The sequence below is a fragment of the Pseudomonas fluorescens genome, assembly GCF_000968015.1.
GTDB lineage: Bacteria > Pseudomonadota > Gammaproteobacteria > Pseudomonadales > Pseudomonadaceae > Aquipseudomonas > Aquipseudomonas fluorescens_W.
This window is the reverse complement of sequence record NZ_LACH01000071.1, coordinates 16,682-33,273: the sequence shown is the minus strand read 5'-3', so window position 1 is coordinate 33,273 and position 16,592 is coordinate 16,682. Positions and strand designations below refer to the sequence as shown.

Here is a 16,592-nt window from a genome sequence, read left to right as displayed (position 1 = left end):
CCAGCTGAGCTAATCACCCTTCACTTTCGGTGTGGCGCGCATTCTACGGAGCGACCACATCTCTGGCAAGCACTTTTTTAATTAATTTTTTGAGGCCTTCCAAAGGCTTAGAGAAGGGTTGGCCTATGGCGCTGCGAAGAGAATAATGCCCCCCTTTGTATAAAGGAGAGACTCGCCCCATGTGGTTCAAAAACCTGCTTATCTATCGCCTGACCCAAGATCTGCCTTTTGATGCCGAGGCGTTGGAAACTGCACTGGCCACCAAACTGGCGCGTCCATGTGCAAGCCAGGAGTTGACCACCTACGGTTTCGTCGCGCCATTCGGCAAGGGCGAAGATGCTCCGCTGGCGCACATCAGTGGCGACTTCCTGCTGATCGCCGCCCGTAAAGAAGAACGCATTCTGCCGGGCAGCGTCGTGCGTGACGCGGTGAAGGAAAAGGTCGAAGAGATCGAAGCCGAACAAATGCGCAAGGTCTACAAAAAGGAACGCGATCAGATCAAGGATGAAATCATCCAGGCTTTCCTGCCGCGCGCCTTTATTCGTCGTTCGTCGACTTTCGCTGCCATCGCACCGAAACAGGGCCTGATCCTGGTCAACTCGGCCAGCCCGAAACGTGCCGAAGACTTGTTGTCCACCCTGCGTGAAGTCATCGGCACGCTGCCGGTACGTCCGCTGACCGTGAAGATGTCCCCTACCGCGACCATGACTGAGTGGGTCACCACTCAGAAAGCCGCGGACGATTTCTTCGTGCTGGACGAGTGCGAGCTGCGTGATACCCACGAAGACGGCGGCATCGTGCGCTGCAAGCGCCAGGACCTGACCAGCGAAGAAATCCAGCTGCACCTGAGCACCGGCAAAGTGGTCACTCAGCTGTCGCTGGCCTGGCAAGACAAGCTGTCTTTCGTGCTTGACGACAAGATGGTGGTCAAGCGCCTGAAGTTCGAAGACCTGCTGCAAGACCAGGCGGAACAGGACGGTGGCGAAGAAGCCCTCGGCCAACTGGACGCCAGCTTCACCCTGATGATGCTGACCTTCGGTGACTTCCTGCCGGCGCTGGTTGAAGCGCTGGGCGGCGAAGAGACTCCGCAGGGGATCTAAAAGCTTGTGATCTCAAACTGTGGGAGCGAGCCTGCTCGCGAAGGCGTCATGTCAGTCAGCATCATTGTTGAATGACAGGCCGCTTTCGCGAGCAGGCTCGCTCCCACATTGGTTTTATGGTGCTACTCAAGAATAAGGATCAGGCCATGCGCGCACTGGCTGCATTGAGTCGTTTTGTCGGCAACACCTTCGCTTACTGGGTACTGATTTTCGCCATCGTGGCGTTCCTGCAACCAACCTGGTTCATCGGCCTGAAAGGCGCGATCGTGCCGCTGTTGGGCCTGGTGATGTTCGGCATGGGCCTGACCCTCAAACTCGAAGACTTCGCCGAAGTCGCTCGCCATCCATGGCGCGTGGCCCTGGGCGTGGTTGCGCATTTCGTGATCATGCCCGGTGTGGCGTGGTTGCTTTGCCAGGCTTTCCACTTGCCGCCAGAGATCGCTGTCGGCGTCATCCTGGTCGGCTGCTGCCCAAGTGGCACCTCGTCGAATGTGATGACCTGGCTGGCCCGCGGCGATCTGGCGCTGTCGGTGGCCATCGCCGCTGTCACCACCCTCCTCGCCCCGCTACTGACCCCGGCTCTGATCTGGTTGCTGGCCTCAGCCTGGTTGCCGGTTTCGTTCATGGAGTTGTTCTGGTCGATCCTGCAAGTGGTGCTGTTGCCGATCGTGCTTGGCGTGGTTGCCCAGCGCCTGCTGGGTGATCGGGTTCGTCACGCGGTGGAAGTACTGCCGCTGATCTCGGTGGTGAGCATCGTCATTATCGTCACAGCCGTGGTGGCTGCCAGCCAGGCGAAGATCGCCGAATCCGGCCTGCTGATCATGGCGGTAGTGATGCTGCACAACAGCTTCGGCTATCTGCTGGGTTACTTCACCGGGAAGCTGTTCAAGTTGCCACTGGCCCAGCGTAAATCCCTGGCGCTGGAAGTCGGCATGCAGAACTCCGGGTTGGGTGCAGCCCTGGCCAGTGCGCACTTCTCGCCGCTGGCGGCGGTGCCGAGTGCGTTGTTCAGTGTCTGGCACAACATCTCCGGGGCGCTGCTCTCGACCTATTTCCGCCGGATGAGCGAGAAAGAAGATCGTGAGGTGGCGGCTCAACAGGCCACCGACTGATCCGCAAACTTGATCCCCGGGTTAATGATGGGCACTCTATTGCAAAACGCGAGGACGACCTCGCGGCTCGATCGAGTCATTAATCTGGGGACGACCCCGTCAATCGATGGAGGTCTCTCATGTCCTGGATCATTCTGTTTTTCGCCGGCCTGTTCGAAGTTGGCTGGGCCGTCGGCCTGAAATACACCGATGGCTTCAGCCGCCCTCTCCCCACCGCATTGACCGTTGCCGCCATGGCCATCAGCCTTGGCTTGCTGGGCCTTGCCATGAAGGAATTGCCGCTGGGCACGGCCTACGCGATCTGGACGGGGGTCGGTGCGGTCGGGACGGTAATTGCCGGGATCATTCTGTTCGGTGAATCCATGGCGCTGTTCAGGCTCGCCAGTGTGGCGCTGATCATTTCCGGGCTGGTCGGACTGAAGATCAGCGCCTGACTGATTGCTGCCATAACGAAAAAGCCCGCCCCCCCTTTCGATACAGACAGGGGAGCGGGCTTTTTCAATGGCGCGTATTAAACGATCAGCTCTCGGCCAGCTCCATGCGCCCACGCGCGACAGGAGCCTTTCCCGCCTGCTCAAGTTGCATGCAGCGCTCCAGGAACAGGAACATATAGTCGTAGCTTTTGCACACCGCCTGACGCAATTCCGCTTGCAGGGATTTGCTTGGGTTCATGCCCGCCAGCGTGCAGATGATTTCCAGGGCTTCCCACGGATGGGCATCGTCGTACTGGGCATGCATTTTTAACCACTTCATGGCCCGCTTGCGATCTTCCTCGGGGAATGATGCCGCGTAGACGCCACTGGAACAGACCAGCGCCGACCACTCGCCGGTCGCACCTTCAATGGCGTAGTTGGTGGCGGCAATGGCAACGATCAGCGAATCCGCCGAACTGGTGTGCCAGCACCAGTGGCTCAAGGCGTGAAGTTCAGGGGCAACCTTTTGCGCTTGCAAATCTTCCAGGCTGACACCGTGAGCACGGCTCCAGTGCACCCAGTAATCGGCATGGTTCAACTCGACGCGTATGTTACGCATCAGCCAGCGACGCGCCATGTCTTCACCTGGATGGCGGGCAAAGCGAGTCTTGGTCAGGTTCTGTGCCATATATAACGCGAACTGTTCGACTACCGGCCAGCCACCAATCAGGTACTGACGCATGGTCTTTGCACTGAGTTTGTTATCACGCAGACGCTTATACAGTTCGTGTTCGACAACCCGGCGTTTGCTCTCGCTGCAATCCTGGATCAGGCGTTGAGCCCAGGCGGGATAACTTGCAGCTTCCATGAGTGGTCCGGTTCGGTTGAATGTGTCGATCACTGTCGAGCTCCTTTTGATTGTGATTATAAGGATCAGCAAGAGATTTCAACGGAACGTGCCAGGCGCCTTGACTAACAAAGGCTGAGGCCTGGCTGGACGACTTTGTAAACTGTCGCAGGTAAACAAATGCGGGCGTTCAATAACATACCCTTGAGCGTAATCCACCCCGATCTCCAGCAATGCCTGCTCGATCTGGGGTGTTTCAACAAACTCGGCAATCGTACGCTTACCCATTACATGACCGATGTGATTGATCACTTCGACCATTGCGCGGTTAATCGGGTCGTCCAGCATATCCTTTACGAAACTCCCGTCGATCTTCAGGAAGTCTACAGGTAAATGTTTCAAGTACGCGAATGAGGACATTCCGGCGCAAAAGTCATCCAGTGAAAAGTGGCAACCTAAACCTTTGAGTTCATTAATAAATTTGATTGCACTTCCGAGATTGGAAATAGCACTGGTTTCAGTGATTTCAAAACAAATCATTTCAGGCGGTATGGAGTAAGTAACAAACTGTTCACGCAGGAAGTGCAGAAACGCCTCATCTCCGATAGTTGTGCCTGACAGATTAATCGCACACATGGCCAATGGGCCTTTGCGCTGTTCGGCTATGCATTGGGCAATAATTTCGAAAACGTTCTGTACAACCCAGCGGTCAAGGGACGTCATCAGACCATAACGCTCGGCAGCCGGAATAAAACTGTCGGGCAAAATCATGCGTCCGGCTTCATCGTGCAGGCGCAACAGAATTTCGATATGTCCACCGCCCCTCTCGACATGACCAAGGGGGACGATTTCCTGTGCATATAGACAGAAGCGGTCTTCTTCCAGCGCCATGTGCAAGCGCTGCACCCAAGCCATCTCGCCGAAGCGCAGGGACAGTTCCGAATCGTCGGCATGATAGACCTGAACCCGGTTGCGGCCCTTTTCCTTGGCCATGTAGCAGGCCATGTCGGCAGCGCGTAGCGAGGCTTCGAGAGTGGTCGGATTCTGAGCGACGTGTACCAGCCCGATGCTCACAGTGGTCACGAATGGTCGACCTTTCCAGACGAAGTGCAGGTTCTGCACGGTCTGACGCAGGCTTTCGGCGATTTTCTCGGCGGCTTCCGGGGCGCAGTTCTGCAGCAGGATGCCAAACTCGTCGCCACCCAGTCGGGCCAGGGTATCGCCTTCGCGCAAACCGGATTGCAACAACGCACAGATATGCCGCAGCAACTCGTCACCCGCCGCATGGCCGCAGGTATCGTTGACCAGTTTGAACTGATCCAGATCGAGGAACATTAGCGCATGGCGCCCCGACTGCCGTGTCAGATTGTGCAACGCCTGTTCCAGGCGATATTCGAACTCGCGGCGATTGGCGAGCCCGGTCAAGGCGTCATGGGTCGCCTGCCAGGACAGATTGGCAATGTATTGCCGCTCCTGGGTCATGTCATGCAGCACCAGCACCGTGCCGCTGACTTTGCCGGCGTTGCGGATCGGCGCACCGACCAGGGTGACCGAAACCGTGCTGCCATCCAGACGCTGGATCAGTTTTGAGTGTTCGCTGCCACCACTGAGCTGGCCGCTCAAAATGTGCTCGATCAGTGTGCCATCGGCCTGAGCGTTCTCGTCCAGCAGATTGAACAGCGCCGCCAGCGGCAAACCCGTCGCCTGCTCGGCCTTCCAGTGGGTCAGCGCCTCGGCGGCCGGGTTCATGTAGGCGATCGCGCCGTCGACATTCGTGGTGATCACGCCATCGCCAATCGATTGAAGGGTGATCTGCGCCCGGTCCTTCTCCAACTGCAGGGCCTCGGCGAACGCATGGCGCTGCTTGAGCAGTTTGTGAGTACGCATCAATGCTAATGCAATCAAGCCCAGGGCGGTGGCGAGGTTGATCACCAGCAGCAGCCGCAGGATCACCCGTGAACCTTCGCCCAATGCATCGCTAAAGGCTTTCGCCGCCGGTGTCACACCCTCGTTGATGGCGAATATCTGGTCTTTCCAGCGCTTGATGTCAGCCTCGGCGGCCTGATTGCCAGGAATGTGCTGATGCATTTCCTTCGCAACGTCATCGAGTTGCACCAGGTACGCGTCACCTACAGTCCAAAGATCGATGGCTTTTTCGAGGTAGCTGAAGTGCCGGAAATTGAGGTACAGCCAGATCACACTGGAGACGTCACCCGGGTGGTTACCGCCCTTGAGGATCGCCACCCGTGCCGCTTCGATATTCGGTGGCCGATGATCCAGCGCCACACGTAACTCGTGGCCCCCCTGCGGTACGGCAATGGCGTTCTGGTATTTGAGGAAAATGGTCTCGTCGCGGTTGTCGGCGTAGAGATTGAGGTAATAGATGGCGTCTTTTTGGCCTTTGGACCACAGGCTTTCACCGGCAACGTAGCCGCGAACCGCCGACAGAACATACAGGCTGACACCGCCCAGCAAGGCTTGAAATAACACGACGGCAATAAATGGCCAGACGATGCCTAACAACCGGGGCGTTCCGAGAGTCCGCGCTTGATTCATGAGGTCCCTATTTAGCACTGCCAGATCATCATCCACCGTGATCGCTACAGCTAGACTAGGGTGCGTTCCCGGTTCCGGCAAGCAGAGGATCGGCCTCAATGCCGTACACGTGCGCCCCCCTATAGATATATACCGCCAATGCCGGTTTCGAGATCTATTTACTAGGCACTTCGGGCTCCCCTATCCATTGCGGGAGTCCTTTCAAAGGAGTGCGACATGACAGAGACCTCTTTACCTTCACCTGATCAGCCTCCCCTGTCTCCGGCGAGCGAAGAATTTCGCGCCAGACAGGCTCTTGGACTCGACGACGGCCCGGATATCGAAGACTTGGGCCTGCGCCCCACTGCCCAGGATCGAAGACGGTTCAAGACTTTTCAGCGCGCGACCCCCGACCTCGCGCAACACATGACCATCGATACTTACAAGTCAAAACGCATCAATGTTCAAATCACCGACATCGTGAAGGCTTTCCTGAACGGCAAGCGTTCGTTAATCGGTCATCTCGGCGCCTCTGTACTGGCTTCGGCATCCATGGATCACCTGCGCGCAACGCCATCTGTATTCCTCCAGCAAATGCTGAACACGGTTGAAACACAAGACCTGGTCGACAGGCTACTCAAGGCGCTCAAGTGGTATGGCGCAGGCTCTGGCGAGCAGACTTCGAGGTCCGTACGCCATCAACTGGCTTGCAAAGCCATATGCCTTTACTTCCAAGCCCCGTCAGCCGATGAGCCGCAGGAACTCGCCGGATTCCGCTGGCAAGACCCGGCTCACTGGGGCAAAAGCTACCAGACCCTGCGCAGCGACTTTGAACAGCACTTGCTGCGCACAAAACGGGTCGCTGATACAAAAGAAGCGACCTTTCTCGCTCGGGTTTTCGAGACCCGCCTCTCAAAGGACTTCGCTGTGCGCGATATCCCGCCCGACCTTCCTTACAAAAGCTCGGTGGTGTGGGTGAACTTCATGCACGGTGTACTGCTGGCAGATGAACTCGGCGTTGATCGATTGCAACCGCTGTCCTTTCAACAACTCGTCGACTTGCCCCTGACCCGGAGCGCCGACGCCTCCTCCGAACAACTTGAGAAGATTGCGCGACTGAGGATGGGGCCAGCACTGGAATGGGCGGTGTGCAGCGGCATCATTCAATCGCGAACGGAATCCGATTACGACGAGGACGATACGAAGCGGGCGATGGCCGCTCTGGAAAGCCACAGCGAGAGCCTGAACAACGCTGTCATGACACTCGATTTGCCGCCCCCTGAAAGACTGAAGATGGCCAAACGGGTAAAGGATGATCTGTTTGGCGATGCAATGTTCGAATCGGACGGGCGCAAGTTGCTGCGTGATGAGCCACCGAGCAGCTTGGGGTCCAGAGACATGCCCTCATTGAAGCTGCCGGGCGCTGCATTCCTCGATGTCTATGCCGACGGCCAATTGGATGACGGAAGAAAATGGTTTGTAACCCAGTCGGATGGGAAAACACGAACCCGTCACTGGATCAGGATCGACGACAAGCGAACCCTGCAAGATGAGGAATTTCGCAAGGATCATAGGGGGATCGAAAGGCGTGTGTTTACCAGATACGAGGGCAAGACGCTGCCTGATATCAACGCGCAGTTTGAAACAGACTTCACAAACTACCTCTCGAAAATCAGGACGGCCTACCAGCCCCTGATCGCCAGTCTACTGACCTCGCTGCCGCTGGCCGACCGCCATGCCCTTGAACGGGGTGACGTCCGCGTGCTGGGCCTGCGCCTGGAAAACACACTCATCCAATTAAAGGGAGACATCCGCCCAAGAAAAGGTTTCGTTCTACAGGTGACCCACAATCATGAAATCACCTATTACGAACTGATCCCGAGTGCTGGCGTCATTCGTCGCCGACACCACTTGAGGTTTTCAACTGTCGAAGGGGTCCGCACCACGTTCCCCTTGCACGCCTCAATCCCTGGACAAACCTATACGGCTGAATTCAGCACTTCTCTACTTCTCGATTGGTCAGCGCACCTGAATGGCAAGCAGCCTGCTGACAAGGCCTACTGCATAGCGATCCTCGGCGTGGTAGGTGACGTGCCAGCATCTGTATTGCCAAGCGCAGCCATTAGCCATAGAGAAGGAACGGCGGGGGTATCCCCCCGTTTGAATGCAGTGGCCCACTACATTGCAACGAACTTTCTGTACGTAGATGAACGGCAGTTGCATACCCAGGCCCGCGGCATGACGGCATTCGATACCATCAGGGCCAGAAACGAACAACGGCGGGATACGTTCGTAGAGTTGGCCAAAGGATTTGTGCCCTTCTGGGGCAGTATTGAGGACCTTTTGTCGGGCAAAACTGACCGGATACTCATGGGCGTGATCGGACTCGTATTGGACCTGGCTTCATTCATCAGTCCTGTCGGGAAATTCATGTCGGGTTCGATTCGTTTGATCAGGGCCGGGGCCACGGCCTCGCGCATGACCGTCAAAGCAAGTCTGCCCTCCTTTTCAACGTTGACCCGAAAACTGCTGACCGCTTCGCTGAAAAACCTGAACCCGCTGGACGGGGTTCCGACACTGATCAAGTCAATCGGAACCGGTGCGGGGAAAGGACTGTACATGTCGGGCCGCCTTGGTGTTAGCGGGTTCAAAAAACTGACAGGACACGCCGACAGCTACCGACTGCTCCACAACCTGCCCCAGGCAACCGATCCGGGGCGCTGGAAACCGCTGACAAACAGCGATCGACTGGCAACGGTCAACGGCGTCGATAATGTACTTGTGCGCAATACCAGCCCGTCGGACCTGACCCGATTCCACCCCGTCGACCCGGTGACGTCCTTGCCCTATGGTCCGCGCCTGCACAATCACAGCGACAACCTCATACAGGGCCGGTCAACCTTCAACACGTTACCGCCTACCGAATCGCACGCCCTGGTAGAACTCCCGGAATACGCCCATATCCGTGAAGTACTTGAGGTCGATGGTCGAACCACACTGCTCGTTGATGACATTCCCTATCGTCTGGACGGCAACCAACTGCGCCGCGCCGACTTGATTGATGATCAGGCGATGTTCAAATCCTTGCCTTGCCGAGTACGCCGTAACTCGGGTGCCGATGTATGCACGACCACATTCGTCACCCGTGATCCGGCACCGACGCCGGCCATTGGCAGTTTCGACGAAAACAAAGGCTGGGCGCCATGGTTCGGAGACAGTATCTATACGCCGGCCACCGCGGATCGGGCGATGTTGCTTAAAACCCTGAAGAATAAAAGCCGGCTCCCGGCCACGATGGAGTTCCAAAAAGGGATTTATGGAAGGATCAAGGTGAGTATTCCCTATGGGAACCAGAATCAATTTGACTCGTTCCAGGCCGGTGCCATCATCATCCCGGCGATAGACGATTCGAAGCACTATGTGTTTACCCGGCTGGATGGCGGAACTTTTTACGTCGCCGAACTGGCACAAGGTCAAAGCATTAGAGACACGCTGAATTTCAAGAAAGCTTCCACATTGCCGGAAGATCTCAAAGCAGAATTGCTGACTGTCTACACCGGATCGTTGAATGCCAACAATATTGCAAGGATTCACGGCACGGAAGCGGTGGAACGTGCGTTGAAAACAATGGAAGAAGTTGCCATTCCGATTGGCGGCCACGTGAACCCGCCCGATACGCTCAAGCTACTCAAGGTCGATACCAGTCCAGGCGAAGCGGTGCTGTTCGATCACTCGACCCGAATGATTGTCACGCAACTGCCGAAAGGTGCGACAAGCTGGTCGCGCAGCAAGGTCGCATCAGAAGCCTTCCGTCAAAGAACAGTGGAGATTTTCGATACATTGTTCGATGAGCCGAGCATCGTGCTGAAGAATACCGACAGTGCATTAAGGATCGACAGCACGATGAAAAAGCTTCACAACCTTACCCCTCGTCACCAGCGCCCGCTCAATGCTAGAAACATCGCCTATGCCGAAGTAGTCACCGCCACCGGGAAGCGGGAGGTTTATGTAAGTGTTTCGGGAGCGCAAGGGGCGACTGGACATCTGCCTTTGTTCAAACAAAATCTTGGCGCAGATCAGGTCAAGGTAGGCGAAACGACCTACTTCAATGTTGATATGAACGAAGTTTTTCCCAGCACATCACTCCGTGTGTCTGATGAAGGCAAATTACTCGCTGTGCCAGCGACAATAAAAGATATTGAAAGCTATAGCCCGACACTGACTCGCAAGCCCACGTCACTGGACAGCGAAAGCAAGTTGATCAGCGTAATTCGCGAAAAATACCCCGATCCCGGATCGATAGAAACGGTTAACGTCGCCACCACCATGCCTCCCTGCGAATCCTGTTCGGTTGTTATCAAGGAATTCGGTTTCGACGGCGGTGAAAATGCGCTGAACGTCCTGTGGCACTGATCTAATGTTGCTGCAAATGCCCATAAAGCTTGGCGTACAACCCACCATCGGCAATCAATTGCTGATGGTCGCCATCCTCGGCAATCTGCCCGCCGTCGAACACCAGCACCCGGTCGGCCTGCTTCACCGCGGACAACCGGTGCGCAATGATCAGCGTGGTGCGGTTGCTCAGGAACCGCGCCAACGCCTGGTGCAGGTTGTATTCGGTGGCGGCATCCAGCGCTGAGGTGGCTTCGTCGAGGATCACCACTTTGGGCTCGGCCAACACCATCCGCGCAATCGCCAGGCGCTGGCGCTGCCCGCCGGACAAGCGCACGCCGGAACGTCCGACAATGCTGTCCAGGCCGTTGGGCAATTCACGCACCGTGTGGTGCAACTGAGCAATCTCCAACGCCAGCCAGCAGGCTTCGTCGCTGCGTTCGCGGCCCATGGTCAGGTTGGCGCGGATGGTGTCGTTGAACAGCGCCGGGTGTTGCAGGACCACGGCGACATTTTCCCGAACGGTTTCCAGGCCGATCTCTTGCTGGGTCGAGCCGCCGAAGCGAATCGTCCCGGCGAGCGGCGCGTACAGGCCCAACAGCAACTGCACCAAGGTACTTTTACCACCACCGCTGGCGCCGACAATCGCGACTTTTTCGCCGGGGGCGATCGACAGGTTCATCTGGTTCAGCACCAGCTCGTCACCGTAACCGAAACTCAATCCCTGGACTTCGATGCCAACGGTTTCGCGACCGTTGAACGGGTCGACACCGCCCGGGTATTCAGGCTCATCGGCCCGGGCCAGCAACTCGTTGATCCGCGACAGCGCGCCGCCGGCCGCGTAATAGGCGTACTGCAGATTCAGCAACTGTTCCACCGGACCGATCATGAACCACAGGTAGCTGAACACCGCGAGCATCTGGCCGATGGACAGGTCGGAAAGCAGCACGGTGAGCATCGCCGCCGCACGAAAAATATCGATGCCAAACTGGAACAACAAGCCGCTGGCACGGTTCGAGGCATCGGTTTTCCACTGAGAGTTCACCGCGTAATCGCGCACTTCCCGGGCGCGTTGACCCAGGCGTCCAAGGAAAAATCCCTGACGGTTGCCGGCGCGTACTTCCTGAATGGAGTCGAGGGTTTCGGTCAGCGCCTGGGTAAAGCGCGAGGTGCTGTCGTTCTCGAGTTTCTTCAGGTGCTTGACCCGTTTGCCCAACTGCACCGTGGCATAGATCACCAACGGGTTGAACAGCAGGATCAGCAACGCCAGCTTCCAGTGCATCCACATCAGGATGGAGGCGGTGCCGACCAGGGTCAGCATGGCCACAAGGAAACGACTGAGGGTTTCGCCAACGAATTTGTCCAGCGTGTCCAGGTCGGTCACCAGGTGGGTGGTGACCGTGCCGCTGCCCAGGCTTTCGTATTCACCCAGCGAAATGCGCTTGAGCCGTTCAATCAGTCGCACGCGAATGCGGTACACGATGTCCTTGGCCAGCGCCGCAAACAACCGCGCCTGCACCACGTTGAACAGCAATGCAGCGCAACGCAGTCCCAGCGTCACCAGCAGCATCAGGCCGATGTAACCCGCAGCTTTCTGCCAGTTTTCGGGCAGCGCGTGATTCATGATCTTCAGCGCGGCGTCGCCGTGGCCCAGTAGTACTTCGTCCACCAGCAACGGCAGGAGCAAGGGAATTGGCACGCTACACAGGGTTGCCAGCACCGCCACGCCGTTGGCGATCCACAGGGATTTTTTGTGATGCAGCGCCAGGCGACGGATTTCTGCCCAGCTCAGACGGTCGACACGCGAAGCAGGTGGTGCGTCGTCGGGCAGATCATGCACAGGCAGCGCGCTCCAGCCAGCGGCCGAGCAACGGAGACAATACGCTGAGGGGCTGATAGCCATTGGTCAACAGCGCCAATTGACCATCCCGCTCAGCCAGTAAGGTAGGGAAACCGGCAATGCCCAGGTCCTGGACCCAGGTGAAATCGGCCGCCGTCGCGGCGTGCTGATCGGCACGGTCGAACGCGGCGGCGAATTCGATGCGCGGCAGACCGGCCTGTTCCGCCAGCTCCACCAGAACGCTGGCATGCGTTACATCGCGACCTTCGGCGTAAAACGCGTGCTGAATCAGCCCGAGCAGTTTCCACGCGCAATCCGGCGCCAGGCTGCGCGCGGTCACCAGCGCCCGACAGGCAGGTTCGGTGTCGTAGACAAACCCGTCGGGCAACGCGCCTTCCAGCTTGAACGGTTGACCCGTGGCCTCGGTGACCGCCTGCCAATGCTCAAGGATGTAGCGCCGGGTGGTCGGCTCCAGCGCGGAGCCGCTGCCGGTGCGCAAACCGCCCACCACCAGGTGCACGTCCACCCCCGCTGCTTGCGCCTGCTCGACCAGCGCGTTGGCCACCGGCGCGAAGCCCCAGCACCAGGAACACATCGGGTCCATCACATAGAGCAGGCGTTGCACGGACATGGTTCAAGCCTCGGAAGGGGTTTGCTTGTAGTTGTAGCCGATCGGGTGAGGCAGGTTGCGAGCCTTGGCCAGTTCGATCTGCTTTTGCCGGTCGATGGCACTGCGACGGGTCTTCTCGCTCAGTTTATCCCAGCAATGCGGGCAACTGATGCCGGCCACGTAGTGCTCGGATGCGCGGTCTTCGACGCTGATCGGTGTCCGACAGGCATGACATTGATCGTAGTCGCCTTCGCTGAGGTCGTGGCGCACGGTCACGCGGTTATCGAACACGAAGCAGTCGCCCTGCCATTTGGTTTCTTCCTGCGGCACCTCTTCGAGGTACTTCAGAATGCCGCCCTTGAGGTGATAGACCTCGTCGAAGCCCTGGCTGAGCATATAGCTCGACGCCTTTTCACAACGAATGCCGCCGGTGCAGAACATCGCGACTTTCTTGTGCACGGCCGGGTCGAAATTGGCTTTGATGTAGTCGGGGAACTCGCGAAAACTGGTGGTCTTCGGGTCGATGGCGCCTTCGAAGGTGCCGATCGAGACTTCGTAGTCGTTGCGGGTGTCGATCAACAGCACTTGCGGATCGCTGATCAACGCGTTCCAGTTCTCTGGATCGACGTAGGTGCCGACCTTTTTGTTCGGGTCCACGCCTTCGACGCCGAGGGTGACGATTTCTTTCTTGAGTTTGACTTTGGTGCGATAGAACGGCTGGTCGTCGCAGTACGACTCTTTGTGGTCGATGTCGTCCATGCGCGGGTCGTTCTTGAGCCAGGCCATCAGCCCGTCAATGCCTTCGCGACTGCCGGACACGGTGCCGTTGATGCCTTCTTCGGCGATCAGCAGCGTGCCTTTGATGCCGTTGTCGACCATCGCTTGCAGCAGTGGCTCGCGCAGGGCGACGTAATCTTCCAGGGTGACGAACTTATACAGTGCCGCCACGACAATCTGTTGTGTCATGGGTGATTCTCCAGGTGGCTACCCTCGTAAGGGGTGAACCGGATGCGAAAAAAAACGCGCCGGGTGAGCGGCGCGTTGCGGATTCTAGCAAAAACGGTGTGGTTTTAGGACTGCGATCTGCAGGCTTGGCACAAACCAATGTGGTGAGGGGATTTATCCCCGTTCGGCTGCGAAGCAGTCGTAATACGGGCAGCTCGGTTTGCCTGACACACCGCAGTGAGGCTGATATTTTCAGGGCCGCTTCGCAGCCCAACGGGGCGGTGCGACGTTTCGCTAAATCCCCTCGCCACAACAGCCCTCATCCATCACATCAATGCTTGCTGCCGCCAGCACAGGTCGGCGAGGCCGGAGCCGCGTCGATCTGTGCCCATTCCTCTGGCGTGTAGGTATGCAGCGCCAACGCATGGAACTCGCCCATCAGCTCGCCAAGCGTGCCGTAGACTTTCTGGTGACGCTTGACGCGGTTGAGCCCTTCGAACTGCTGGCTGACCACCACGGCCTTGAAGTGGGTCTGCAACCCACGGCTGTGCATGTGGCTTTCATCCAGCACTTGCAGATGCTGCGGCTGCAACAGGCCCAGCGTCGATTCGATGCGTTGTTGCATGGTCATACCGAACTCCGCTTAAGGCTTTTTCTTGGCTGGAGCGGCGGCGCCTTTAGGCTCCAGCTCGGCCGTCATGTCAGCCAGCAGTTTGTTGACCACAGGCACGGCGCTTTCCAGCTTGGCTTGAGTCATCTGGGCCGATTGCTGAGTCAGCTGCGGCATTTTTTCCAGGACTTTCTTGCCCAGTGGCGACTGGTAGAACGCGACCAGGTCTTTCAGCTCGGATTCGCTGAAGTTGGTGGTGTAGAGCTTGACCATGTCCGGCTTCAGCTTGTTCCAGCCAATGGCTTGGTCCAGCGCGGCGTTGGCTTTGGCCTGGTAGGTTTCCAGCAAGGCCTTTTTCGATTCAGGAGCTTTGGTTTGTACAAAGCGCTGAGCGAACATTTGCTGCACTTGCATGTACACCGGAGTGCCCAATTTGTCAGCGTGCGCCAGGGTCAGGAAAGCTTCGGCACTGGCGTTGTGGCTGGCGGTATCGGCAAAAACAGGGCCGCTGGCGCAAACCAGTGCAACCGCGGTACAGATGGCACGAAGACGAGTCATCGAGTTTCCTTTTCTAGCAGGCGAGGTAAAACCCCAAGGGCGTCCATTCTGCGCCTAAAAAAGTGTGTCGCTCAACCCCAAGCCTTGTCGGGACTGATTTAGAGGGGTTGAACGGTCAAATTCCAGACTGATGGAACCACGACCTGCGATCACGGCCTAAACTGCGCTATCAGACCTACAGGAGTGTGCATGATGAGCCGTATCGAAACCGACAGCCTTGGCCAGGTGGAAGTCCCGGATGAAGCCTACTGGGGCGCTCAGACGCAACGCTCGCTGATTAACTTCGCGATTGGCAACGAACGCATGCCGCTGGCGGTGCTGCACGCCCTGGCACTGATCAAGAAAGCCGCGGCGCGGGTCAATGACCGCAACGGTGACCTGCCCGCCGACATCGCTCGCCTGATCGAACAGGCCGCCGACGAAGTACTCGACGGCAGTCACGACGACCAGTTCCCGCTGGTGGTCTGGCAGACCGGCAGCGGCACCCAGAGCAACATGAACGTGAACGAAGTGATCGCCGGACGCGCCAACGAACTGGCCGGTAATCCTCGCGGCGGCAAGTCGCCGGTCCACCCTAACGATCACGTCAATCGCTCCCAGAGTTCCAACGACTGTTTCCCGACGGCCATGCACATCGCGGCTGCCCAGGCAGTGCAACAGCAACTGCTGCCAGCGATCAACGAACTGTCGGGCGGATTGGCCGAGCTGTCCGCGCGGCATATGAAGCTGGTCAAGACCGGTCGCACCCACATGATGGACGCGACGCCGATTACCTTCGGTCAGGAACTGTCGGCGTTCATCGCGCAGCTGGATTACGCCGAACGGGCAATCCGCAGCGCGCTGCCGGCCGTCTGTGAACTGGCCCAGGGCGGCACCGCGGTCGGCACCGGGCTGAATTCGCCCCACGGTTTTGGCGAAGCCATCGCTGCCGAGCTGGCCGCGCTCTCCGGCTTGCCGTTCGTCACTGCCCCCAACAAATTTGCCGCCCTGGCAGGCCATGAGCCGCTGACCACGCTGTCCGGCGCGCTGAAAACCCTCGCCGTGACCCTGATGAAAATCGCCAACGACCTGCGCCTGCTGGGCTCCGGGCCGCGCGCAGGCTTCGCCGAAGTGAAACTGCCGGCCAACGAGCCGGGCAGCTCGATCATGCCGGGCAAGGTCAATCCAACTCAGTGTGAAGCCCTGTCGATGCTGGCGTGTCAGGTCTTGGGCAACGACGTCGCCATCGGGTTTGCCGCGAGTCAGGGGCACCTGCAACTGAACGTGTTCAAACCGGTGATCATCCACAACCTGCTGCAATCGATCCGCCTGCTCGGCGATGGCTGCAGTAACTTTCAGCAGCACTGCATCGCCGGTCTGGAACCGGACGCAGAGAAAATGGCTGAACATCTGGAGCGTGGGTTGATGCTGGTGACAGCGCTGAATCCGCACATTGGTTATGACAAATCGGCGGAGATCGCCAAAAAGGCTTACGCCGAAGGGCTGACCTTGCGTGAGGCGGCGTTGCAACTTGGGTATCTGACGGATGAAGAGTTTGATGCGTGGGTAAGGCCGGAGAATATGCTTGAGGCTGGCGCCAAGGGCTGAGTTTTGTAGCGCCTGACAGTCAGCCATCGCGGGCAAGCCACGC

At 58.0% G+C, this 16,592-nt stretch carries 12 protein-coding genes; 5 read left to right on the top strand and 7 right to left on the bottom strand.

Translation table 11 applies throughout. The features are described from left to right. Positions 1–179 precede the first annotated feature (179 nt). The 3 genes from rdgC (at position 180) to sugE (ending at position 2,646) form a co-directional block, all read left to right on the top strand. Positions 180–1,100 carry a recombination-associated protein RdgC gene (gene rdgC, locus VD17_RS27270; RefSeq protein WP_046056543.1) on the top strand — a complete coding sequence of 307 codons (921 nt, stop codon included), beginning with the start codon at positions 180–182 and terminating at the stop codon, positions 1,098–1,100. Between the two features lie 146 nt (positions 1,101–1,246). Further along, positions 1,247–2,212 carry a bile acid:sodium symporter family protein gene (locus VD17_RS27265; protein ID WP_046056542.1) on the top strand — a complete coding sequence of 322 codons (966 nt, stop codon included), beginning with the start codon at positions 1,247–1,249 and terminating at the stop codon, positions 2,210–2,212. 119 nt (positions 2,213–2,331) lie between these two features. Then, the gene (gene sugE, locus VD17_RS27260) at positions 2,332–2,646 is read left to right on the top strand and encodes a quaternary ammonium compound efflux SMR transporter SugE (RefSeq protein ID WP_008151200.1); all 315 of its coding nucleotides are present in this window, start codon (positions 2,332–2,334) and stop codon (positions 2,644–2,646) included. 85 nt (positions 2,647–2,731) lie between these two features. On the opposite strand, the gene VD17_RS27255 is transcribed toward sugE, so the two are convergent. Beyond that, entirely contained in the window at positions 2,732–3,493 is a 762-nt protein-coding gene (locus VD17_RS27255; RefSeq protein ID WP_440130587.1) for a TenA family transcriptional regulator, read from the bottom strand. A 78-nt stretch (positions 3,494–3,571) separates the two neighbouring features. Then, positions 3,572–6,028, bottom strand: coding sequence for an EAL domain-containing protein (locus VD17_RS27250; protein ID WP_046056540.1), 2,457 nt, complete (start codon positions 6,026–6,028; stop codon positions 3,572–3,574). Positions 6,029–6,244: 216 nt separating this feature from the next. Between VD17_RS27250 and VD17_RS27245 the strand changes: the two genes are divergently transcribed. Further along, positions 6,245–10,420, top strand: coding sequence for a hypothetical protein (locus VD17_RS27245; RefSeq protein WP_046056539.1), 4,176 nt, complete (start codon positions 6,245–6,247; stop codon positions 10,418–10,420). 1 nt (position 10,421) lies between these two features. Here VD17_RS27245 and VD17_RS27240 read toward each other — a convergent pair whose 3' ends face one another. The 5 genes from VD17_RS27240 to VD17_RS27220 form a co-directional block, all read right to left on the bottom strand. Next, positions 10,422–12,239 (bottom strand): ABC transporter ATP-binding protein, encoded by a 1,818-nt coding sequence (locus VD17_RS27240; RefSeq protein WP_046056538.1) that lies wholly within the window; start codon positions 12,237–12,239, stop codon positions 10,422–10,424. Beyond that, positions 12,232–12,834, bottom strand: a complete 603-nt coding sequence (locus tag VD17_RS27235; RefSeq protein WP_177338865.1) for a DsbA family protein — start codon at positions 12,832–12,834, stop codon at positions 12,232–12,234. The genes VD17_RS27240 and VD17_RS27235 overlap by 8 nt, the downstream gene beginning before the upstream one ends. Before the next feature lie 39 nt (positions 12,835–12,873). Then, a complete protein-coding gene (gene trhO / locus VD17_RS27230; protein WP_046056537.1) occupies positions 12,874–13,815 on the bottom strand; it encodes an oxygen-dependent tRNA uridine(34) hydroxylase TrhO in 942 nt (313 codons plus the stop codon). Positions 13,816–14,125: 310 nt separating this feature from the next. Further along, positions 14,126–14,425: a BolA family protein gene (locus tag VD17_RS27225; RefSeq protein ID WP_008151216.1), complete on the bottom strand. Its 300-nt coding sequence runs from the start codon at positions 14,423–14,425 to the stop codon at positions 14,126–14,128. 12 nt (positions 14,426–14,437) lie between these two features. Next, the gene (locus VD17_RS27220; protein WP_046056536.1) at positions 14,438–14,962 is read right to left on the bottom strand and encodes a DUF2059 domain-containing protein; all 525 of its coding nucleotides are present in this window, start codon (positions 14,960–14,962) and stop codon (positions 14,438–14,440) included. A 192-nt stretch (positions 14,963–15,154) separates the two neighbouring features. Here VD17_RS27220 and VD17_RS27215 point away from each other — a divergent pair, with 192 nt between their 5' ends. Continuing rightward, the gene (locus VD17_RS27215) at positions 15,155–16,549 is read left to right on the top strand and encodes a class II fumarate hydratase (protein WP_046056535.1); all 1,395 of its coding nucleotides are present in this window, start codon (positions 15,155–15,157) and stop codon (positions 16,547–16,549) included. Positions 16,550–16,592 lie beyond the last annotated feature (43 nt).